We start from the raw sequence: 21,098 nt of genomic DNA on the forward strand, positions 1-21,098 counted from the left end.
ATGGCCATCTGGCTGAAAAAGGCGGTGTCAGGCGACGTTCGAAAAGAAGACGACCGCAAGGTGCGAGACGCTGTCGAGGCTATCCTGGCCGATATTGAACAGCGCGGCGATGAAGCTGTGCGCGCGTTTTCCATCAGGTTTGATGGCTGGGACAGGCCGGACTACCGCCTGTCCGACAGTGAAATCGATCAATGCATCGACAGTCTTGACAGGCAGGCCATTCAGGATATCGAGTTCGCCCAGAAGCAGGTCCGGAACTTTGCCGAGGAACAGCGCGGCGCTATCAGGGACATTGAGGTGGAAACCGTGCCCGGCGTCGTCCTCGGCCACAAAAACATTCCTGTCGATGCCGCCGGTTGTTATGTGCCGGGAGGCAAATACCCCTTGCTGGCCAGTGCGCACATGTCGGTGATCACGGCGAAGGTGGCGGGGGTGGGGCGTGTGGTAACGTGCGCGCCGCCGTTTGAAGGCAAACCCGCGCCGGCCATCGTCGCGGCCCAGGCCATGGCGGGCGCCGACGAAATCTACGCGCTTGGCGGCGTGCAGGCAATCGGGGCCATGGCGTTGGGCACCCAGGCAATCGGCTCCGTCAATATGCTCGTAGGGCCGGGCAATGCCTTTGTGGCGGAAGCCAAACGCCAATTGTACGGGCGCGTCGGCATCGATCTGTTCGCCGGACCCACTGAAACCATGGTCATTGCCGACGAAACCGTGGACGGGGAAATGTGTGCCACCGACCTCTTGGGGCAGGCCGAACACGGCCCGGACAGTCCCGCGATTTTTATCACCGACAGTGAAAAGCTGGCGCGAGACACCCTGTCGGAGGTTGAGCGTCTGCTGGAAATTCTGCCGACCCGAAACATTGCCTGCCAAGCCTGGGATCGATACGGCGAAGTCATTGTGTGCGAGGATCATGCGGACATGCTCCGGGTCGCCGACCATTACGCCAATGAGCATGTTCAGGTGATGACCAGCGACGATGAGTATTTTCTTCGGAATATGCGCAACTATGGCGCGCTTTTCATCGGCCCGCGCACCAATGTGGCATATGGCGACAAGGTGATCGGCACCAATCATACGCTGCCCACCAGAAAGGCGGCGCGCTACACAGGCGGCCTTTGGGTGGGTAAATTCCTGAAAACATGCACGTATCAGAAGGTTTTGACCGATGAGGCATCCGCACTGATGGGCGAATATTGCAGCCGCCTGTGCGCGCTCGAGGGTTTTGCCGGGCATGGAGAGCAGGCCAATGTGAGGGTGCGCCGCTATGGCGGGCGCAACATCCCATATGCGGGGGCCGCGGAACCGCGAGGGGCATGACCGATGACCGACGTCCGCCCGCGAACCCCTTCAATGCGCCTTGACGGCAAACGCGCGATCGTAACCGGCGCCGGGCGCGGTCTTGGCCGGGCGGCGGCAACGGCGCTGGCGGAAGCGGGAGCCCATGTCGCCCTTGCCGCGCGCAGCACCGACGAAATCGATGCGCTTGCCGAAGGTCTCAACTCGTCGGGTCTGTCCGCCGAAGCCGTCACGCTTGATGTGACGGACCTCGGCGCGGTTGAGGCCGCGTTCGCGCGTCATGAGCCTTTTCACATTCTGGTCAACAATGCCGGCACCAATCGCCCGAAACCCATGTGGGATGTCGGCGTGGATGACTATGATCTGGTCATGGGCCTCAACGTCAGGTCCGCCTATTTCGTTGCCCGGGCCTGTGCCCGGAAACTGATCGAAGAACGCCAGGCCGGATCGCTCATCCATATGGGCTCGCAGATGGGTCATGTCGGGGGCCAAAACCGCTCGCTCTATTGCGCTTCAAAGTGGGCCATTGAAGGGATGAGCAAGGCGTTTGCCCTGGATCTCGCCCCGTACAATATTCGCTCAAACGTCATCGCGCCGACATTCGTTGAAACGCCCCTGACGAAGCCCTTTCTTGAGGACGCGCGTTTCAGGGAAAGCGTCCTCCGGAAAATTAAACTGGGTCGGGTGGGGCAACCCGAGGATGTGATGGGGGCGGTCGTTTTTCTTGCCGGTGATGCCTCGGCGTTGATGACGGGCAGCAGCATGCTGATCGACGGCGGCTGGACAGCGGATTAGGATGCGGCGCTCAATACTGGCGCGCCGGTGGGGTGAGATCCGGTCCATCACGCCCTGCCCATAACGTTCTGTCCATCATGTCCTATACGGGGACGACAACGCTTCTTTTACAGGGACTCGAACTGGGCCCTTGAAATTGAAATCCAGGGCATGGCCCGGCCGAGGCGCTCTTCAAATGCCAGGATTTCCGCATAATCCTCCCGCACGATCATCGACACTTCATCCAGGCCCTGGATCAGGATTTTCTTGTGATAGTCCGTTAGCGAAAAGCCGATCCTTCGATTCTCGGCAATGATCAGCTCGCCCGCTGCGATATCGACGGTAAGCCGGCGGTTTTGACGGGCACGCGCTTCGATTTCGGCCATCTCCGCATCGGTCGGCTCTATGGGGAGCAAACCGTTGCGCAGGCAGTTCTGGCGGAAAATTTCCCCAAAGCTTCGGGCAATGATGCACCGAATGCCCAGGTCAGCCAGCGCCCAAACGGCCTGTTCACGGCTGGACCCGATACCGAAATTGCGGCCGGCCACCAGAATTGACCGGCCTTCATATTCAGACTTGTTGAGCGCAAAGTCGGGCTCGGCGGTTCTGCGTTCGTAAAAGGCATATTTTCCCAGGCCGGATTTCTCCAGCAGCAGCAAAAACCGCGCGGGAAAGATGACATCGGTGTCGATATTGTCTTCCAGGAGTGGCAGTGGAATCGAGGAAATAACAGCGCTCATGGTTCAAGGAGCTCCCTGACGTCCGTGATACAGCCTTTGACGGCCGCCGCCGCCGCCATGGCCGGGCTCATCAGGTGGGTGCGCCCGCCAACGCCCTGACGCCCTTCAAAGTTCCGGTTCGATGTCGAGGCGCAGCGCTGTCCGGGCTGAAGCCGATCGTCATTCATGCCCACACACATCGAACACCCCGAATGACGCCACTCAAAACCGGCCGCCTTAAAAAGGGTATGCAGCCCCTTTTCCTCGGCGGCCTTTCGCACGGCCATGGAACCGGGGACGACAATCGCCTTGACATGCCGGGCCACTTTCCGGCCGTCGATTATCCGGGCCGCGGCCTGCAAATCCTCCAGCCGGCCGTTGGTGCAGGACCCGATAAAGACATGGTCAACGGGAACATTCTGAATTGGCGTATTCGGCTCCAGGCCCATATAGGCCAGGCTTTTGCGAATGCGGTCCCGCTCTTTCGGGTCGGCAATGACCGACGGGTCGGGGGTTCTCTGATCAATGTTTATGGTGAGGTCCGGGCTGGTGCCCCAGGAGACATGCGGCGCGATTTCGCGGACATCCAGGTCGATTTCCCGGTCAAAAACCGCATCGTCATCCGATTTCAGCGAACGCCAACAGGTTACGGCCCGGTCCCAATTGGCGCCTTGCGGTGCAAGCGGCCTGCCTTTGAGGTAATCGATGGTTTTCCCGTCCGGCGCTATGATCCCGATCCGGCTGCCGGCCTCGATCGTCATGTTGCAGAGCGTCATGCGTTCTTCCATCGAGAGCCCTGCCACCGCCGGGCCGGCGTATTCGATGGCATGGCCGATCCCGATCCCGGTGCCGTGGCGCGCTATCAGAGAAAGAATGACGTCCTTGGCATAAACCCCATGCGGCAACGACCCCGACAGGGTGACGCGCATGGTTTTCTGCCGCGTCAGTCTCAGGCACTGGGTTCTGAAAACGCTGACGCATTCGGATGCCCCGATGCCAAACGCGATACAGCCGAATGCCCCGTGCGTGCTCGTATGGCTGTCGCCGCACACCAGGGTGGTTCCCGGCAGAGTGAACCCGACCTCCGGACCAATGACATGGACGATCCCGTGACGGTCACCGTCAAGCGGCAGGTATTTGAGACCGTATTTTTGTGCGTTTTCAATCAGTCGTTCCACCTGCTTTCTGGCGAGCCCGTCTTTCAGGGACGGTGTCTCGCGGTCCGTTGGAACAGCATGATCCGCAACGCAGAGGTGTGCGTCTGCACGGTGAATGCGCGCCCGTGATGTGTCCAGCGCCAGAAACGACTGCGGTGTGGAAACTTCCTGCACCAGATGCCGGTCGATATAGAGAAGAGTCGCGCCGTCGTCATAGTGGCGGACGGCGTGTGCGTCCCAAATTTTCTCGTAAAGCGTCGCGCCCGCCAAAACCGCCTCCCTGGTCAATTTGTGTCTGCAGTGACAAGCGGAACGGGAGCCGTTCGTCGCCCGGTCCGGCATGGCAAAAAATCAAATAACTGTATATTTTAGCTAAATGTTTTTTCTCTATATGCCGGCTGGCCCCACATAAATCGGCGGCTGGTTTTGATGCTTATTACAGGCGCGGTCGCCAATGACAGTGCAGAACAGTTGTTGTTCGACTGACGAAAATTCAAAGCTTGTTCGTTAGGAATTCACAGGTCGGTTCGGTTCCAATTGTTTCCAGAGGAGAGCTTTACTTAACTGGACCCACGGGGAGGGGCTTGTGAAATCTTTTTTATTGATGACAACGGCGCTGGCGCCGCTGATTGGAATATCGACAGGCGCCGCTTTGGCCCAGAGCTCGGCCCCGGCTGGTTCTGAAGAGTTTATGATGGAAGAAATCACGGTCTCCGCGCGGCGACGCCTGGAGACGCTGCAAGATGTTCCGATTGCCGTCGATGTTCTGACAGCCGAACAGATCAGGGCGCGCGGTATCAACACCACGGAAGATGTGGCGAAATTCACGTCGGGCCTGGTGTTTGACCAGGGCATCAGCCTACAGGACACACGGCCGGTTATTCGCGGCCTGCCGGCGACACGGGGCCGGCCGCCCGTGGGTGTGCTGCTTGACGGTATCGATGTCAGTTCGGAGTCGCTTGGAAACGCCGGCGGCGGGTCTCTGTTGAACCAGCGACTGCTTGATCTGGAGCGTATCGAAGTCGTCAAGGGACCGCAGTCAGCCTTGTATGGGCGCGCCGCTTTCGCCGGCGCCGTCAATTATGTAACCAAGCGTCCGGGTGATGAATTCGAGGGTGAGGTAAACGCCTCATACGGGCGCTTCGGCACCTTTGATATCGGTGGGGCGATCAGCGGGCCCATTTCGGACACACTTGGTTTCCGGTTGAATGCGGTACATGCTGAATTTGACGGCGACTATGATAACCCTGTGACGGGCGCGGATCTGAACGGGTTTTCGAACACGGGCGGATCTGCGGCCCTGGAACTGGACAATAAGGGCGTCAATATCTTTGCACGGGTTTCATACTCCGAATATGAAGCTGACCAGCGCGCCATCCAGAATGTAAGCGGATTTACCGGGGGCGTGTCCCGCCCCGGACCGGACACACCCGAGGGCCAGGCCGTGGCAGCGGCGGTCGCGGGCGGTGTCCTTGAGTTCCCGCTTGCCTCCAATGTGCCGCCGGCGGGTGACCTGTCGTTCACGGGTGTAACGGGATACTCCATCGACCCCAGAACAGGGCGGGATTTTCCGGGGTCCGACGGGTCGATTTTCTCGGTGACGGTCAACGTGTCCGTTGATCTTGAGGGCGCCGAACTTGTGTACAATGGCGGTTATGTCAAACAGGACGAGCGGCTGGTTTACGACGGTGACTTCTTTGGCCTGCCGCTGGCAAGCTTCCCGGACGGCGAGGTGGAACCGCTCAATATTTTCGATGTGGTCGACTTTGACAACACCGTGGAAATCAACAGCCAGGAAGTCCGCCTGCAGAATTTTGGCGAAGATGCATTCCGCTGGGCGGTCGGCGCGCTTTACTGGTCCTCCGACATGGATCAGACAAACCGCTCCCTGCGGGCTTTTTCCGGCTTTCCATTCACTGGTTCACCGGATATCGCCAACTTCTCCCCAACCAGTATTTTCCTGAATTCGGTTATTCCTGAATCACCCTTTGGCCGCGATATCGAGAGCGTCTCGGTGTATGGCCTGGTCGAGTATGATCTGACGGAACGGCTGACCGTCAGTGCGGAGTCCCGCTATGTGGACGAATCGACGACCGTCATTCGCTCCGACTTCCTACAGGCGGCATTCGCGCCCATTCCGGCCGGGTTCGTCAATGGCGTCCAGGAAGAATCCATCGATGACGCGGAGTTTTTGCCAAAACTCACCGTTTCCTATGCCGCCGGTGACAATCTGAATCTCTATGCCTCTGTCGCGAAAGGTTTCAAGCCGGCCGGCGTCAGTGAACTGGACTTCGGGTCGCAACTCGCCGACAGCCGGTTTGACGCGGAAAAAGTGTGGAACTATGAGTTTGGCCTGAAGGGCAGCACGGCTGACAGGCAGCTTGCTTACAGCGCCGCCATATTCTACATGGACTGGACGGACCGGCAGGTGAGCCAGCTGCTGGAGGATCCCGATGCGCCGGCCGGTTTCAGGGCGACGGTTCAAAATGCCAGCGGTGCTGAAGTGCTCGGCTTCGAGGCCTCTTTCATATATCGCCCCTCGGCGGTGCCGGGACTGACGATTGACGCCGCATACACCTATCTCGATACGGAATTCACCGATTTCACCATTCTGTCCAACAGCGGTTTTGTTGTAACCGAGGCGGCAAATTGTACGGTGGTCACCGTCGGGGACAGCAATGTGTGCGAGGTGACCTATAACGGCAACCGGCTTGAGCGCGCACCAAAGCATCAGCTGGTCTCGAACCTTTCCTATGTGACGGAAGTGTCGCAAGGCATTGACCTCGTGCTGGGCGTCAACCTGCAATATCAGGGCTCCCGTTTCCTCACGCAGGCCAACCGGATAACCCTGCCGAGTTTTGTGAACATGGATGCGCAGGTCGGTCTCCAGTTTGAGGACGTTCTGGTGCAGGCATATGTGCAGAACCTGACCAACCAGGACGCTGTCCGGACCGCGCAAAACAACTTTGACCTCGCCAGCTTCGGCCGGGCGGTCAATGTCTACGCGCCGCCGCGCCGTGTGTTCGGTTTGCGTGGCGGCATCCGTTTCTAACGGGAACCCCCATGGACACGGACAAGGGCGCTTTCACGTCCTTATCCGCCGGGGCTTTTGCTCAATTGTAACAAGGAACACAGGAATGTCTGAGGTTACAGCGCTTAAAACCAGACTGAGGGAAGCGATCTCCAACTGCCGGCCCGACGGAACATATGAAGATGCCGTATATGACGAAATACATGCACTGATAGAAAAGGTCGTTCCACATACGCCGACGCCCAGCCCGTATGAAAATCAGGGCTATGTAGAATCGCCGTGGGGCTCCGAATATGCCCAGTTTGGCCCCCGGCACACGGCAGGCAAGCCGATAAGACACGAGACTAACCTGGCATTGCAGTCATTCTCGGTCTTTCCCAAAAGCCCCATCAAGGTGGAGGATATCGATCAGGAAATCCGGGTTGACGGCAACCACTACAACAATGTCAGTCAGATAACGACTGTCGACGGGACCTATCCCGCCACATTGATTGTATGGGGCAGGTATAATCTCCTGCCCGAGGAACCCATGCGCTATGTGGTCGACTTTTTCTCGGTCGAGCTCGTTCCCAATGAGGAGGGTGTCGACCCGGATGCGTTTCGCGCCGCTTATGGGCTGGAGCCCGGCTCCGATTTACGCCGGGACCTGAAGCGATCGCCAAAACTCCATTCCGATGTCGTGTATTGCGATGACGACATGCGCATCAACTATGGCAGTCTGGGCGGTATCTATGTCTTGCGCCGATTGCACAGCGAAGGCAAGTCAGTCAGCTTTGCCTGAGCCCCGTGCCGGGATAGCCGTAACCGGACAAGAGAGGCATCATAGAGGCACCAGGGGACGGACCGGTGCCTCTTCTTTTTGGCTTAGGCGCCCAGTTTCGGAAGCGTCAGCGGCATGTTGGGGATCAATGTTGATTTTTCCTCGGTGAACAGGTCGATTGACCCGGGAATACCGTCCCGCCCGATGCCCGATTGTTTGTATCCGCCAAATGGCGCGCGCAGATCGCGGGTCATGGGCGTGTTGACCCACACCGTGCCCGCCTTCAGCGCCTGTCGCGCCCGCATGACGCTTGGCAGGTCGTCAGACCAGATATAACCGGCCAGCCCGAAGTCGCTGTCGTTGGCCCGTTCGAGCGCATCGTCAAGATCCCTGACGATCTGGACCGTTGCGAAAGGACCAAAAAGCTCTTCCTGGCAAAGGTCGTTTCCGTTGTCCTTTGCCAACACGACCGTCGGCGCGAAATAATATCCCCGGTCCATCCCCGGCACGGCTTCCGCGCCCGTCAGCACGTCATAGCGGTCTTCATTTTTTGCAGTCGCGGCAAAGGCAAGCAGCCGTTGAAAATGGGCCTCGAATGCCATCGGGCCTATTTCCGTTTCAAGCGCGAAAGGATCGCCCACCCTCAGCTTCCTGGTGCGCGCCACAAACTTTTCAATGAAGGTGTCGGCCACGCCCCGCTCCACCATAATCCGGGACCCGGCAAGACATTGTTCGCCATTGCCGGCGAATATCGCCAGCAAAGAGCCGTCAATGGCCCGGTCGATATCGGCTGACTCCAGGATGATATTGGCTGATTTACCACCCAGTTCGAGGCCCACCTTCTTCAATCCCGACGCCGCGTCCGCCATGATTTTTTTGCCGGTTTCCGTACCGCCGATAAAGCCGACCACGTCAGTTTCCGGGTGGCGAACAAGGGTCTTTCCAACGGTATGCCCGGGGCCCAAAGCCACCTGGACGACCCCCTCCGGCACGCCCGCTTCGCGAACGAGTTCACACAGCCGCAGGACCGCCAAAGGCGCATATTCCGAAGGTTTCACAATGATGCTGTTGCCGAGCGCGATCGCGGCGGCCATTTTCATCGAAGAAAGCACGAGCGGTGCATTCCAGGGCGCGATCAGGACGGCAACGCCGACAGGCTCGCGGGTCACAATGGCCAGATACCGGCCGGACTGGTCATATGTTTCCCCGGCGAGCCCGGCCAGAACATCCGCGAAAAAGGTAAAGTTCTCGGCGGCTCTTGGAATATGCATGCCTTTCGCCTGTCCGATGGGAATGGATGTCTCCAGCGTGTGCAGATCGGCCAGTTCGTCCGCATGCTCGAGTATCAGGGTACTGATGCGGCGCAAGGTGTCGGCACGCTGGCTTGCCGTCCGGTTTCGCCAATCCCCTTTTTCAAATTGCGCTCGTGCGCTCTGGACGATGGCTTCAAGGTCGTCCCCGGTTGTGTGTGGGACATGCGCAAACGCCTGCTTGCTGCCGGCAAAGACAAGGGTTTGCGCCGATGCGGCGGAGGGCGCGGCGCCGGGCCGTGCCGGTTTGGGAAGAGGTGTCGCAACTGTGTCACGCAAGGGGGACGCCATGCCGGTTCCTTTCAGACGATTGGCCGTACGTAATCCAGCAATGCTGGTCGGGTTTACGCCGTTGCAGCGGTTTCAGGCACTGGCTTGGCGCAAGGTTAAAACGCAAAGGGAACCGACCAATGTGCAAACTGTCATGACAATCAGTCCGTCCTGGTACGATCCGTTCGCGTCGTACCCCAGCCCAAGGATCAGTGGCCCCAGTCCCGCCCCAACTGAGAAAAACGACAATAAAAAGCCGTAAATGCTGCCATAGGCGCGCAGACCGAAACTCCGGTTGGTCAGAAAGGCCAGCAGATCCACTTCGGCTCCGGCGGAGAGCCCCAGCAGCAAAACGGCACCTTGCAAAACCAGAATGTCGGACGTGCCTGACGCAAGAAGGAGGCAGGACAGTATCGGCAGGCTCAAAAAAATGAAGGCAATCACCGGCGGGTTATAGCGATCGACAAGAAACCCCACGAGAAGGCGGCCAACCAGGATGGTAACACCCACAATTCCGACCATGGCTCCCGCGCGTTCACCGCTCAGCCCGGAATCCGCGAGAAGGGCCGGCATATGTACAATGACCCCGCTGATGGTTAACGAGAGACACAAAAAGCCGATGGCGATCATCCAGAAATGTCGGGTGTTCAGGGCCTGGGCGAATGTCATGCCGTCAGGCATCGGCGCATCGTGTTCAGACCCGTTCCGCGCGGTGATTTTGCCGGGCGACGTTCCCTGGTGAAAAAACAGGAACACAATCGGCAAACCGACAAACAGGATAAGGGAGGCCATGGCCAGAAAGCCGCCGCGCCATCCATGAATTTCGATAACACCGCCGAGAAGTGGCGGAACCATAGCCGCCGACAGCCCTGTCCCGCAAAGCGTGAGCCCCAGCGCAAGCCCCCGCCGGCGCTGAAATGCGGCATTGATCGCTCTCGTCCAGACAACCGGAATAGTGCCGGCCCCCATGATACTGACAATCAGCCAGATTAAATAATAGTTGCGCAGCGAAGGGCCCGCCTGGGAAAGGAGCAGCAGACCCAGGGTCAGACCGACCAGCCCGGTCAATCCGACGCGCCTGACCCCGAATTTGTCGGAAAGACTGCCAACGATGGGGGACATCACGATCAGGGTACCGGTCAAAACCATGGGAATGATGGACAGTTCGGCTCTCGTCCACCCAAATTCCGCTGACAGGGGCAGGAAAAACAGGCCGAGAGTGTAGAAGACCATGCCGGTCAGTCCCAGGCCAACCCCGACAGCCGCAGAAGCAACCAGCCGCCGCCTGCCGGAAAACTCGGACGCGGCGGTGGCTTGCCTTGCAATGGTGGAAGGATTTTCCGGCATCTTTAGGCTCAGGATTTCCGTACGCTGGCGAGCAGGGGACCCAACAAGTCATCCAAAAGCCTGGCGCGGTCCGCCGCCATCTTTTTTTCCATGGTTTCGGAAGGCTTGAAAAGAAGCATGTCATCGTCGGCGATGACACCTTTTTCCACCACAAGCGATTGAAGCGCCGACAGGTGTTCCCGGGTGACCGAGAGTTCCATCGCCAGTGTCAGAACCGCGCGCAGCAAATGGTCCTGAACGGGGTCGTCCAAAAATGTGTCGTGCCGGAACCCCGGCGGAGGGCCTTCGGGGAATGTGCCGTCCGCCTTCTTGCTCACGCTTTTTTCCTTCCGCCAAAAAAGAAATAGGTCACGGGTCCATAACTTTCGTATTCGGCAAAAGCGCTATCGTCCTCGAAACCCGCGGCAAGGAGCTCCCGCCGGATATCGGTTTCAACGAACCCGGTCCAGAAAGGCTCGCCATTATACTTCACCTGCCAGTGGTTGGTCACTTGCTTGTCCAGCGGCATGCGGTCCGGCTGGTAGGGCACGTCGAGGTGCAGAACCATGCCGCCGGGTTTGAGCAGGCGCCAGCATTCCCCGAAGATATTTTTGATCTGACGGTTGGATGTTTCGTGGAACATGATGATGGATACGATCAGGTCGAAACTCTCGTCGCCGTAACCTGTGCTTGCGGCATCCGCCTCTTTGAAGTGAAGGGCCAGTCCCTCGCTTTCGGCAAGGCCGTGAGCATACCGCACGAAGGGGCGGGCCACGTCCAAACCGTGGACTTCGGCCTCTGGAAAAATCCGTTTGTACGCCAGCGTCTGCTCTCCGGTGCCGCACCCCAGGTCGAGGATTGTCGAAGGCGTTAGGTCCGGCGCTCTTTTTTGAGCAATGGCGGCGAGCATGCGCCCCATGGAATCCGACCCGATTTTCCCACCGATCCCCATGCCCTTGGCATTGCGGTACAGATCGACCGTGCCGGTGTATGACAGGGCGGTTTCAATATCGTTCGGGCGTGATTCGCGCCAATAGCCGCCCGGCTGGCGATGGATTTCCGTGGTTCGCACGGGTGCCGGAATTTCAAGATTGTCCGCAAGGTCAAGCGACCCCTGTTTTTCCGGGTTGCTCTCCAGCGCGGTAAAAGCAGCGACCTGATCGTTGATCGTCCGCTGCGTGGTATCATTGACGCTCTGCCACATCAGATTCTGGCTATGATAGGTGAGGCTGGCCCAAAGCTTGAAAAGCGGGTGTGGTTCGATCATGCCGGCGGCCTCAGAGCGATTCTCGGGCGGCCGGCCGTTTTTGTCTTCGAAGAGCGGGACCAGACTTGAGTGATAGGTCTCGGACAGGCCTGTTTCCACAACGGAATTCACATAGCCCTTGAAGCTGGCGACAAAAGACTGGCGGCTTTGTTCAGCGAATGTCGGCGCGAACTCGATTTTTCCCATCATCTCACCCCTTCTACCTGCTCTCATAACTCGGCCGAAACGGTGGCCGGGTCCAACGCATTGTCGGCAATCTTCGACAGATGAATAATTAATAACTCAGGGCATGCTATTTTCTTACCCAGACTAAAGTAAGGGTTTGTCAAACTTGACGATGCGGAAATCGGCGTTTTAGCTTTCGGTGGTCAGGGAAATCGGGGAAGTTTTTGTATGGACAAGGGGTTACCGATCAGGGCGATCTGCCGGGCACTGAATGTTATCAAGGCGATTAACCGGCTGGATGCGCCGACACTTTCGGAGATCACCAGGGAAGAAGGCCTGCCCTACCCGACCACTTTCAGGATTGTGCAGACCCTGATCCATGAGGGCATCATTGAAATGGACCCTCATCAAAAGCGATATCGGCCTACCGAGTTGTGCAAGGCCTTGTCTGTCGGTTTTCAAAACGAAGACCGGCTCGTTGCTGCCGCTGCCGATAAGATGCTGGCTTTTACCAATCAATATCTTTGGCCCATCGCTCTGACGACCCGAGTGGGCAGCAAGATGATGATCAAGCACTCCACCCATACCAAGACGACGCTGACTTTCACCAACTATTACCCCGGTTTCACACTGCCCCTGTTGAACAGTGCATCCGGTCGGGCACATCTGGCATTCTGCCCGGCGGAAGAACGCGAACGCATCATGCGGGGCCTTGAAAACCTGACGGAGCAAAGCGGACCTGAAGACCGCCAGGCCATGATTTACCTGTCGGATGAAGCGGTTATGGCTGAAATTAGTGAACAGGGCTATGCCCCGCTTGCCATGGGCACCTCCAATAACAACCCCGGCAAAACATCCTCGTTTTCCGTGCCATTGTTTGTCGGGGATAAACTGGAAGCATGCCTAAGCCTGATTTTCTTTGCATCCGCGATCAAAATGCAGGAGGCCATCGACAGTTTCCTGGCACCTTTGAAAGAGCTGGCGGACGATATCGGCGCGGCTCTGGCCGAGTGATGCGTTTTGCGCCGGCCACGGTTCAGGGATCCGTATCCGGAGGGGACCATACCGCACTGTTTATCCGAAGGTTGAACAGAGATGAGCGGTCGCTTGATTGAAACCCATGGATAGTGTCGACTGGCGCCAGGGTAGCTGAACAAGGCGGATTGCATGACAGTTCATATGGCAAAAGATCGGGCGGCGAAAGATCCTGTCGACTTGGCACTGCGTCAGCGGGGGCGTGCTTCGGTTGACTTTATCACGCTGCTCAGAAGTGCGGGCCGCGATGTCGTGGCGGCAGCGACAGAGGCAATGGAGACCATTGTCCCGGACCCGTCCGTTTTACCCGAGGACCTGGAGGCCCGCTTTCGCGAGGTTGAGGCCGCGCTGGTGAATGAACCGTCCTACAGGACGCAAAAGCTGACGCATGAGTATCATGCCCGCATGCACGGGGTGGTGGCGCGGGAGGCGTTCGAACAAGTGCGGGACCTTGTGGAAGGCAAACTCCGGTGTCTGGATGACGGTCCGGCCACACTGACGCTCGACCCTGACTTTCATGCGCCTGATTATTGGTCGGGCGTGGATATACACCGTACTTTGGGCGGGTGGGACGGCCATGAATTTCAGGGCTTTATCCACTCTGAAATCATTCATAAAAAGATGGTCGCCTACATGTTCGGGGACCTGTACGGGCAGCGTCGCGACGTGGCGGCCTTGGCACCGAATTCCAGCTATGAACGCATTCTGGATATGGGGTGCTCCACCGGGTATTTCACTGTCGCGCTGGCCCAGCTTTACCCCGAGGCACGGATCACCGGTGTCGACCTTTCACCCCGAACGCTTGAACAGGCTCACCGCCTTGCGAATGCCAACGGATGGGCCTGGCGACTGTACCAGTGCGCAGCTGAAAAAACGCCCTTTGCGTCAGGGTCATTCGATCTCGTGACCTCATACATAATGCTGCATGAGATGCCGGAAGCGGCGATCGTCGATTTGATGGGTGAAGCCTTCAGGCTTTTGGAGCCGGGCGGTGACCTCCTGTTTGCCGATGTGACACGTTTCAGCGACATGGATCGCCTGCAGGAATGGAAAGCCGATACCGCGGCCCGTTTTGGCGGCGAGCCCCATTGGCGTGCCTCCGCTAGTCTCGACCTGGCGGCGCTGGCGGCGTCAGCCGGATTTACTGACGCAAAAACGCAAAACCTGGGCCCAAACAGGTATCCGCACGTTCTTCATGCGCGGAAGGCCTGAAATTCAGGCTGGCGAAGGAGAGCCGATGTCTAAAGACTATGAATCCATGACGCTGCGGGATTTCAACAATCCCGGTCGGGAAACACTTTCAGGCGCCGATATCGGCAGTGTTGGCCTCGCGCTTCTGTCGCTTACCAAGGAAATATGGATCATCCGCGACCGGTTGGCCGTCATGGAGGCTGTTTTGGCGGAAAAAGGCATCGATATTCGTGAAGATATAGAAGCCTATCAGCCAGACCGTGAAATGCGCGATGCCCTGCGTGAACAGGGCAACCAGCTGGTTTCCGAAGTTCTGAACACGCTGGCGAACATTTCCCCTAAAGCGCAACAGGATGAGTAGATGTTCGAGTATGATTATGTTCCCCTGCCCAAGCGGGGCCGGTTGAAATGGCCGGGTGACAAACGCGTTGCACTTATTTTTACCTTCAATCTCGAAACCTGGGATTTGGTGAAGGACACAGACCGGCCCTATTATGCCGGGGGACCGGCATTGCTGCCCAATTCTCTTGCGGGGCGTATTCCGGATTATCCAAACTACAGTTGGCGCGAGTATGGCCAGCGCGTCGGCATCTGGCGCATGTTTGACCTGTTTGACCAAATGGGTGTGAAGGCCAGCTGCACGACCAACGCCGTCACCTTTGAACGCCGCAAGGACATGACCGACGCCTGCCTTGAGCGAGGCTGGGAGCTGTTGGCGCACAATTACGAACAGGGAGAGCTGCTTACAGATTTTCACGATGATGTCGAGCGGGAGCGGGATATCATTCAGCGGTCAATCGCCGTTTATGAACACCATGTCGGCAAAAGACCTGTCGGGTGGCTTTCATCCTCCTTAAGGGGCACTTTGAACACGCCTTCAATTCTTGCCGAGGAAGGCTTCAAATTTTACTGCGACATCATGAATGACGATCAACCCTATATGATCCGTACAGGCAACGGGCCGCTTGTTTCGACACCCTATTCAAATGTGATCAATGATTTCACGATCCTGACCCGAAATGCCCGCACCACCAATGAGTATCGCGATCTGCTCATCGAGGAACTGAGTGTTTTGCATGAAGAGGGCGCGTCACAGGCGCGCATCATGAATGTGGGATTGCACCCGCATGTCAGTGGGCGGGCATACACCATTCGGGCGCTGAGAGAGTTCATCCAGTACGCACGGACCCTGACGGGGGTTTGGTGGGCCACCCGCGAAGAGATCGCGGATTATTATGTGACCGTGGCCGAGGATCATATTCCAGGTCAGGGTACCGCTTAGGGGTGATGCACCGGGAACACAGGCCGGATACCTGCACGGTACCTGATCCAGAAAAAGCCGGCGTTACACCGGCTTTTTCATATTTTTCCATTTTTCATCAAGTGCATAGATTTCGTCAAAACCGATCAAACCGGTGATCTTCTGGAAATCATACATGGTCAGACCGGACTTGAGCGATGTGCCGGTTTCCTTGAGCGACTTCAACGCCGTCTCTATTGCCGCGCAGGCATGCAGACTACAGATGGCCGGGAATATCGCGAAAGCATAGCCGATGTCTTCCAGCGTTTTGGCGTCTTTGATCGGTGTGTCGCCGCCATCCGCCATATTGATCATCACAGGCAGCTCCAGCCGGTCACAAACCGCGGCCATTTCCGCATCGTTCAAAACCGCTTCCACAAACAACACGTCAGCCCCGGCACGGCCGTAAAGCTCGGCGCGCTTGAGGGCCGCCTCAAAGCCTTCCACGGCCAGGGCATCCGTCCGCGCGATGATAACGGTGTCCGGATTTTGACGTGCCTGGGCCGCAACCTGGATTTTCTGGGCCATTTCGTCGGCGCCGATCACTTGCTTGCCACGTGTGTGGCCGCAGCGCTTGGGGAACACCTGGTCTTCGAGTTGAATGGCAATAACGCCCGCGTCTTCATATCCGCGAACGGTGTGATGGACGTTTAACAGTCCGCCATAGCCGGTGTCAGCGTCCGCGATCAGGCCGCCGTTGCTGACGCCTGCAATGGTTCTCATGCGATCGACCATATGGGAGTAAGTCGCGATCCCGGCGTCCGGCAAACCATGGGCCGAGGCGATGGTCCAATAGCCGCTGCCATACACGAAATCGAATCCGACATCGTTTGCGACGGTCGCCGCAAGCATGTCATACACACCCGGAGCGACAAAAAATTCACGATGGCTCAATTTTTGACGCAACAGCTTACGCTTTGCGTCAAAATCGGCGCTGCTTTTCATATCAGTAATCCTCTAACAAGCGACCAAAACCATAAATCCTGTCTTTGATTCCGGCGTTGCGAAGCGCGCTCCAGTATGTTGCCGTATTGATGGCGATCACCGGTTTGCCGAGCCACTTTTCCGCTGCGGCGGCCAGACGCACCATGGACAGGTTCGTGCCAACCTGCACAAGCGCATCCACAGTGTCACCATCAAGGTCCTTGAGGCGTTCGCGAAGATGTTCCTCGCGCACTTCGGAAATGGCTGTCCATGACGGACACTGGAGACTGATGTCCCGCACGACCTCAACGCCATGGTCAGCGAAGAAACGCGTAACCTGCGCATTTGCCACCGGATAGTATGGCGAGATGAAGGACACGCGCCTGATGCCGCCATATGCATTGAAGGCTTCAATGAGGGAGAGCGAGCCGCACGTCATGGAACGGCCTGACAGTTCTTCCATGTCATGCTTGAATTTTTCCGCCCCTTTCGCACCGCCCCAGAAGGTGACAGCGGACATGCCCATGGACAGCACATCCGGCTTGCAGCTCAGCGAGGCACTGACCGCGGCCCGAACATTGTCGGAAATGATTTCCACACCTTCCTGAAAGGTCTCGTTCGATATGGCCTGCTGGTTCTGAATGATAATGGGGCTGTAATGGTTGGTGACACCGACCGGGCGCATGTCATCGAAGTCAGGCTGAACAACCGTATTGGTGGATGGCCCGACAACGCCGATTTTCAGTCGTGAAGATAAAACCGGCCGATCGGCAAGCATGGGGTCCGAAGGCCAGCGCTCATTCGCATTTGTCATCGTTCATCTTCCCTTTCAGGCAACTTGCTTCCGCTGGCTGGCGCGCACGGACTGGATCATGGATTGCCGCAAGAGATAGTCGCGGCGCGCTTCCGGGTCCTTGGTCAACCGCTCCATGTTGTCACGACGAAGCCGGTGCTGCTCCTGTGTTCCCTGCTGCATGTAAGCCATGTTCTGCTTGGTTTGTTCCTGAACAAACTCGGTGGTCTGTTGACGGCGTTCACGCTCAAACTGGTCCAGAAGCGGGTCGCTTTTCTCACCATCTTTTATGATGCGAACCAGTTTTTCGCACAGATTGAATGCGTCATGGATGCCGCTGTTCATTCCAAAACCACCCAGAGGATTGTTCAAATGCGCGGCGTCACCGATGATGGCGATGTTTCCGCCGCGGAATTTTTGAGCGACACGCTGGTGCATTTTGTAAATGGTCCGGTGGGCGGTCTCGACGCCCTTCTTGCCGATCAGGCCCTCAAAAACCTGATCGCGTTTTTCATCCGAGGTCAGGAAGCTGTCTTCGTCATCGCTGCCCGCCGGCACCAGAACGCGCCACAGGGAAGGAACGCGCAGCAAAACAAGCCACTCCTTGGGGTCGGAGACATAATTGACGAGCGACAGATCGGGTAAATAATTCTCCAGGGGTTCGTTTGTCGTCAGGCACAAAAATTTCTCGGGATAGGTAAAGCCATCAAACTCAACCCCCATGAGTTTGCGCACAACGCTGTTGGAGCCGTCCGCCCCGATCAGATAGTCACACTTTATCTTCCGGATGTCATGAGGGGTTTCCAGACTGGCGACAATACCGTCAGGCGTTTCCTCATAGCCGAGCATCCGGTGGTTGAAAAAGACCTCGGCATTGTCTTCAGCTGCCAGTTTTTCCGCCAGGAGACCGGCCAGGTGATATTGCTCGCACTGGACGCGATAGGGGAAGGGGGTTGCATCGGCAATTTCCGACAGATCAAACTCGTAATAGTCGTGCGTTGCGCGTTCCCGCCATTGATAGATAGGGGCTTTCAGGCCACGGGCGATCAGTTCTTTGGTAATGCCGAGCGTGTCCAGCATCTCCAGCGTGGGCGGGTGAAATGTGGACGCTCTGAGATCCTGGGCACAGTCCGGCCCTTTCTCACAAGTGATGACATCAATGCCCTGCTTTGCCAGGTAAAAAGCGGCAACGCATCCAACGGGGCCAGCACCGATGACTAAAACCTGAGTTCTTTTCATTACCTTTTCCCACTTTGACCAGCCATGGAACCGGCGGACCACTCCAGACTTCGGGGCCAGAGTAAGGATGTGCGCGGAAGGCGCATCCGGGCGCGGGCAGAAAGTTCGGCTATCGGATAAAGTGCGGCTGCGGCTATTCCAGAGCGCCTAAAATCAGGTTGGGAATGATGGCATCGTCAAATCGCAGGCTGATGTCGCCAAACCGCGCAATGACCAAACCGGTTGATTTTGATATGTAAACGCGCTGGCCGCCAAACCCGTCAAAAAACACCATGTCGGATGTTTTGTATGGCGCGCTGTGGGGTATGACCAACGGGTTTTCCTCACTGAAGCGTCGTTGACCGTTTTCGGGTGCGCCCAGCCAAACCATACGGCCATAGTTTGGGTTGGTGGCCGAGGGGTGCTCCAGGGCGGTAAAAGACGTGCCGTCCGGCAATCCGGACCTGAAGGCCTCGCCTATTTCAGCCCAGTCCCGCAGGGTTGCATGCAGGCCCGCGAAATAGCGCGGCGATCCGTTTTCGCTGTCGAGCCACAATGACGCTTCGGCGTTGCCCACGGGGCACCAGATCCTTCTGTGCAGATACGCGCTGTAACTCTCACCGGAATAAGACCGCAGCGCATTCGCCAGCGCGATGCCCGCCAGCTGCGCGCTGCTGTTATTGTAGGAAAACGTCGCTTCCGGCTCGGCGTCGACCGGCAGCTTTAATGTGGCTGCATCGATATCCGAGCCGAAGGTCAGCGCCATTGCTTCCTTTCCCGCGCCCGACATGGAATAGAGTTTGAGGCCGCCCTCCATCGACATCAGGTTGGACAGGCTGATGTCTTTTTTGGGGTCATCCGCCAAAGCCGGAACCAGGGCCCCCAGTCTGGCGGTGTATGAGGGTATGATCCCGTCATCAATGGCGGCATGAATTGCCATGCCGACGAGGGATTTATGTAAGGAAAAACTTACAAACCGTGTGGTTTTGTCAGTGCCGCCTTCATAACTTTCATGAATGATTTTTCCATCCAGCATGATGAGAAGCGCGCGCCCGTTATGCACGTTGGAGTAGTCGCGGGCCTGTGCGGCGGCGGCGAGCAATTTTTCGGCAATCGGCCGTGAGGGGTCGCGGTTTACGCGATTTTCCGGACACCCGTCGACAGTTTGCTGTGGCCGGTAAAGATGGCTGTCGGCGATCGATGCGGTTTGAAGCGCCCGGAGTTTTTCCTGCATATCCTGGGCAAAGCCGGGGGTGGAAACCCCGGCAACCAAAAGTAAAAGCGAAATACCAAAATAACGGGCCCGGGCTGTCATGCCACACCTCTTTCAGGTTACCTGGATTGGGGAGGGGGCTGGCGTTTGCTGGTGCCCCTGTTTTTCACAATGCCACGGATCACCGTGTTCGGCATGAAACTGTTGTCCCATTCGCGGCCTTTTGGCGGGCGTTTGCCGAGCCGAAGGATAATCAGCGTCTCGGAGGGGACGATGTAGCTGACCTGATTGCCATTGCCGTCAAACAGCACCAGATCGTCGGCTTCATAGGGTTCGCTGTGAAGAACCTTGTAAAAGTCCCGGTCCGGGTGCGCCACGCCTCGCCGTTCGATATAGGTGCCCGCCACCCAAAGGCCGAGGCCATAATATGGGTTTTCCGCTGTGCCCTGCTTCATTTCAGTAACGTATCCCGCGGGCAACAGGGTGTTCCCTTGCCATATACCGTCCTGTAAAATCAGGAGGGAGATCCTGAGGTAATCTTCGGTGGGCAAAAGGATACAACACCCGGAATGGGCTGTTCCGCCGTCCCGATTGAGCCAGATTTTGCCCCCTGCGGCCCCGATTTTCCGGAACACCTCCTCGGAAATAAAGGTTTCATAGCGGCGGCCGGTGGCTGCCTCGATCAATGGCGCGACCATCTCCGATGTGGCGTTGGAGTAGCCATACCGCGTTCCAGGCTCGTAAAGGGCGGGATAGTCCCTGATGATCACCTCGTCATGGCGCGGGTGCAGATAGGCGCGGTTCAAAACGTGGTTGGGATCGAATGCGGCCCCCTGCGGCAGCAGACCGGTGCGCATGTCAAGAAGGTGCCGGACCAGGATTTTGGATTTCTTCGGGTCGTTCCGCCACGCTGTAACGTATTTGGAGACGGGTTCATCCAGCGACCCGATATAACCGAGCTTGATGGCGCGGCCGACCGCAAGGGCGGTGACGGGTTTGGCCATGGAGCGTGCGTTGATCAGCGTGTCTTTTGTCGTATCGCCAAAATAGATCTCATGCTCCAGTGCGCCGTCTCGATAGACGAGCAGTGCGTCTGAATTGTTCTTTGCCGCATAGTCGGTGATCGCCTGCAGTGCGTCTGCGGAGATGGTGTTTTCTGCGGTGTTTCGTCTCGGGATACCTTCTTGTGCTTTGCCGGGCACCGCCACCAGCGGGGAATAGCTGTCCAGGCCCGTCCCCGTGCTGAAAGCCTTCACCAGTGCCTGAAAGCGCGCGTTATGGACGGCTTCTTCCTCGGGGCTGAAAGCGGTGTATGGCGGAAGGTCGGGTTGCACGGGTGCTTCTTG

The 21,098-nt window shown here is 57.6% G+C and carries 19 protein-coding genes; 8 read left to right on the top strand and 11 right to left on the bottom strand.

The features are described 5' to 3' along the window. Entirely contained in the window at window positions 1-1,320 is a 1,320-nt protein-coding gene (hisD, locus tag BXY39_RS16895; RefSeq protein ID WP_121940066.1) for a histidinol dehydrogenase, read from the top strand. A 3-nt stretch (window positions 1,321-1,323) separates the two neighbouring features. Continuing rightward, window positions 1,324-2,094, top strand: a complete 771-nt coding sequence (locus tag BXY39_RS16900; RefSeq protein ID WP_121940067.1) for an SDR family NAD(P)-dependent oxidoreductase — start codon at window positions 1,324-1,326, stop codon at window positions 2,092-2,094. A gap of 107 nt (window positions 2,095-2,201) precedes the next feature. Here BXY39_RS16900 and leuD read toward each other — a convergent pair whose 3' ends face one another. Continuing rightward, window positions 2,202-2,813 (bottom strand): 3-isopropylmalate dehydratase small subunit, encoded by a 612-nt coding sequence (leuD, locus tag BXY39_RS16905; RefSeq protein ID WP_121940068.1) that lies wholly within the window; start codon window positions 2,811-2,813, stop codon window positions 2,202-2,204. Continuing rightward, entirely contained in the window at window positions 2,810-4,237 is a 1,428-nt protein-coding gene (leuC, locus tag BXY39_RS16910; protein ID WP_245999404.1) for a 3-isopropylmalate dehydratase large subunit, read from the bottom strand. Before leuC ends, leuD begins: the two co-directional genes overlap by 4 nt. A gap of 403 nt (window positions 4,238-4,640) precedes the next feature. Between leuC and BXY39_RS16915 the strand changes: the two genes are divergently transcribed. Next, window positions 4,641-7,001, top strand: a complete 2,361-nt coding sequence (locus BXY39_RS16915) for a TonB-dependent receptor (RefSeq protein WP_170163919.1) — start codon at window positions 4,641-4,643, stop codon at window positions 6,999-7,001. Between the two features lie 85 nt (window positions 7,002-7,086). After that, complete coding sequence (locus BXY39_RS16920) at window positions 7,087-7,761, top strand: PAP/fibrillin family protein (protein ID WP_121940071.1); 675 nt, start codon at window positions 7,087-7,089, stop codon at window positions 7,759-7,761. 83 nt (window positions 7,762-7,844) lie between these two features. Here the strand turns inward: BXY39_RS16920 and BXY39_RS16925 are convergent, their stop codons facing one another. The 4 genes from BXY39_RS16925 to BXY39_RS16940 form a co-directional block, all read right to left on the bottom strand. Then, the gene (locus tag BXY39_RS16925) at window positions 7,845-9,329 is read right to left on the bottom strand and encodes an aldehyde dehydrogenase family protein (RefSeq protein WP_170163920.1); all 1,485 of its coding nucleotides are present in this window, start codon (window positions 9,327-9,329) and stop codon (window positions 7,845-7,847) included. A gap of 84 nt (window positions 9,330-9,413) precedes the next feature. After that, on the bottom strand, window positions 9,414-10,667 hold the full coding sequence (locus BXY39_RS16930; RefSeq protein WP_121940073.1) for an MFS transporter: 1,254 nt from the start codon (window positions 10,665-10,667) through the stop codon (window positions 9,414-9,416). Window positions 10,668-10,675: 8 nt separating this feature from the next. Continuing rightward, the gene (locus tag BXY39_RS16935; protein WP_121940074.1) at window positions 10,676-10,984 is read right to left on the bottom strand and encodes a hypothetical protein; all 309 of its coding nucleotides are present in this window, start codon (window positions 10,982-10,984) and stop codon (window positions 10,676-10,678) included. Further along, window positions 10,981-12,102, bottom strand: coding sequence for a class I SAM-dependent methyltransferase (locus tag BXY39_RS16940; protein WP_170163921.1), 1,122 nt, complete (start codon window positions 12,100-12,102; stop codon window positions 10,981-10,983). The genes BXY39_RS16935 and BXY39_RS16940 overlap by 4 nt, the downstream gene beginning before the upstream one ends. Window positions 12,103-12,306: 204 nt before the next feature. On the opposite strand from BXY39_RS16940, the gene BXY39_RS16945 reads away from it, so the two are divergent. From BXY39_RS16945 to BXY39_RS16960, 4 genes are all read left to right on the top strand, one after another. Further along, window positions 12,307-13,092 (top strand): helix-turn-helix domain-containing protein, encoded by a 786-nt coding sequence (locus tag BXY39_RS16945; RefSeq protein ID WP_121940076.1) that lies wholly within the window; start codon window positions 12,307-12,309, stop codon window positions 13,090-13,092. A gap of 165 nt (window positions 13,093-13,257) precedes the next feature. Next, window positions 13,258-14,325, top strand: coding sequence for a class I SAM-dependent methyltransferase (locus BXY39_RS16950; RefSeq protein WP_170163922.1), 1,068 nt, complete (start codon window positions 13,258-13,260; stop codon window positions 14,323-14,325). A 25-nt stretch (window positions 14,326-14,350) separates the two neighbouring features. After that, complete coding sequence (locus BXY39_RS16955) at window positions 14,351-14,665, top strand: hypothetical protein (protein WP_121940078.1); 315 nt, start codon at window positions 14,351-14,353, stop codon at window positions 14,663-14,665. Then, window positions 14,666-15,586: a polysaccharide deacetylase family protein gene (locus tag BXY39_RS16960; RefSeq protein WP_121940079.1), complete on the top strand. Its 921-nt coding sequence runs from the start codon at window positions 14,666-14,668 to the stop codon at window positions 15,584-15,586. 63 nt (window positions 15,587-15,649) lie between these two features. Here the strand turns inward: BXY39_RS16960 and BXY39_RS16965 are convergent, their stop codons facing one another. From BXY39_RS16965 to BXY39_RS16985, 5 genes are all read right to left on the bottom strand, one after another. Then, a complete protein-coding gene (locus BXY39_RS16965) occupies window positions 15,650-16,549 on the bottom strand; it encodes an isocitrate lyase/PEP mutase family protein (protein ID WP_121940080.1) in 900 nt (299 codons plus the stop codon). Between the two features lies 1 nt (window position 16,550). Continuing rightward, a complete protein-coding gene (locus tag BXY39_RS16970) occupies window positions 16,551-17,342 on the bottom strand; it encodes a maleate cis-trans isomerase family protein (RefSeq protein ID WP_211332314.1) in 792 nt (263 codons plus the stop codon). A gap of 15 nt (window positions 17,343-17,357) precedes the next feature. After that, window positions 17,358-18,560, bottom strand: coding sequence for an FAD-dependent oxidoreductase (locus BXY39_RS16975; RefSeq protein ID WP_121940081.1), 1,203 nt, complete (start codon window positions 18,558-18,560; stop codon window positions 17,358-17,360). Between the two features lie 133 nt (window positions 18,561-18,693). After that, a complete protein-coding gene (locus tag BXY39_RS16980) occupies window positions 18,694-19,854 on the bottom strand; it encodes a serine hydrolase domain-containing protein (RefSeq protein ID WP_121940082.1) in 1,161 nt (386 codons plus the stop codon). A gap of 17 nt (window positions 19,855-19,871) precedes the next feature. Beyond that, window positions 19,872-21,086 (bottom strand): serine hydrolase domain-containing protein, encoded by a 1,215-nt coding sequence (locus tag BXY39_RS16985; RefSeq protein WP_170163923.1) that lies wholly within the window; start codon window positions 21,084-21,086, stop codon window positions 19,872-19,874. Window positions 21,087-21,098: the final 12 nt, after the last annotated feature.

It is taken from the genome of Eilatimonas milleporae, from assembly GCF_003688555.1.
Lineage (GTDB): Bacteria > Pseudomonadota > Alphaproteobacteria > Sphingomonadales > Kordiimonadaceae > Eilatimonas > Eilatimonas milleporae.

Coding starts and splice junctions, on each gene's coding strand:
- hisD (WP_121940066.1), top strand. CDS start 1: ATGGCCATCTGGCTGAAAAAGGCGGTGTCAGGCGACGTTCGAAAAGAA.
- BXY39_RS16900 (WP_121940067.1), top strand. CDS start 1,324: ATGACCGACGTCCGCCCGCGAACCCCTTCAATGCGCCTTGACGGCAAA.
- leuD (WP_121940068.1), bottom strand. CDS start 2,813: ATGAGCGCTGTTATTTCCTCGATTCCACTGCCACTCCTGGAAGACAAT.
- BXY39_RS16915 (WP_170163919.1), top strand. CDS start 4,641: ATGATGGAAGAAATCACGGTCTCCGCGCGGCGACGCCTGGAGACGCTG.
- BXY39_RS16920 (WP_121940071.1), top strand. CDS start 7,087: ATGTCTGAGGTTACAGCGCTTAAAACCAGACTGAGGGAAGCGATCTCC.
- BXY39_RS16930 (WP_121940073.1), bottom strand. CDS start 10,667: ATGCCGGAAAATCCTTCCACCATTGCAAGGCAAGCCACCGCCGCGTCC.
- BXY39_RS16940 (WP_170163921.1), bottom strand. CDS start 12,102: ATGATGGGAAAAATCGAGTTCGCGCCGACATTCGCTGAACAAAGCCGC.
- BXY39_RS16945 (WP_121940076.1), top strand. CDS start 12,307: ATGGACAAGGGGTTACCGATCAGGGCGATCTGCCGGGCACTGAATGTT.
- BXY39_RS16950 (WP_170163922.1), top strand. CDS start 13,258: ATGGCAAAAGATCGGGCGGCGAAAGATCCTGTCGACTTGGCACTGCGT.
- BXY39_RS16955 (WP_121940078.1), top strand. CDS start 14,351: ATGTCTAAAGACTATGAATCCATGACGCTGCGGGATTTCAACAATCCC.
- BXY39_RS16960 (WP_121940079.1), top strand. CDS start 14,666: ATGTTCGAGTATGATTATGTTCCCCTGCCCAAGCGGGGCCGGTTGAAA.
- BXY39_RS16965 (WP_121940080.1), bottom strand. CDS start 16,549: ATGAAAAGCAGCGCCGATTTTGACGCAAAGCGTAAGCTGTTGCGTCAA.
- BXY39_RS16970 (WP_211332314.1), bottom strand. CDS start 17,342: ATGACAAATGCGAATGAGCGCTGGCCTTCGGACCCCATGCTTGCCGAT.
- BXY39_RS16975 (WP_121940081.1), bottom strand. CDS start 18,560: ATGAAAAGAACTCAGGTTTTAGTCATCGGTGCTGGCCCCGTTGGATGC.
- BXY39_RS16980 (WP_121940082.1), bottom strand. CDS start 19,854: ATGACAGCCCGGGCCCGTTATTTTGGTATTTCGCTTTTACTTTTGGTT.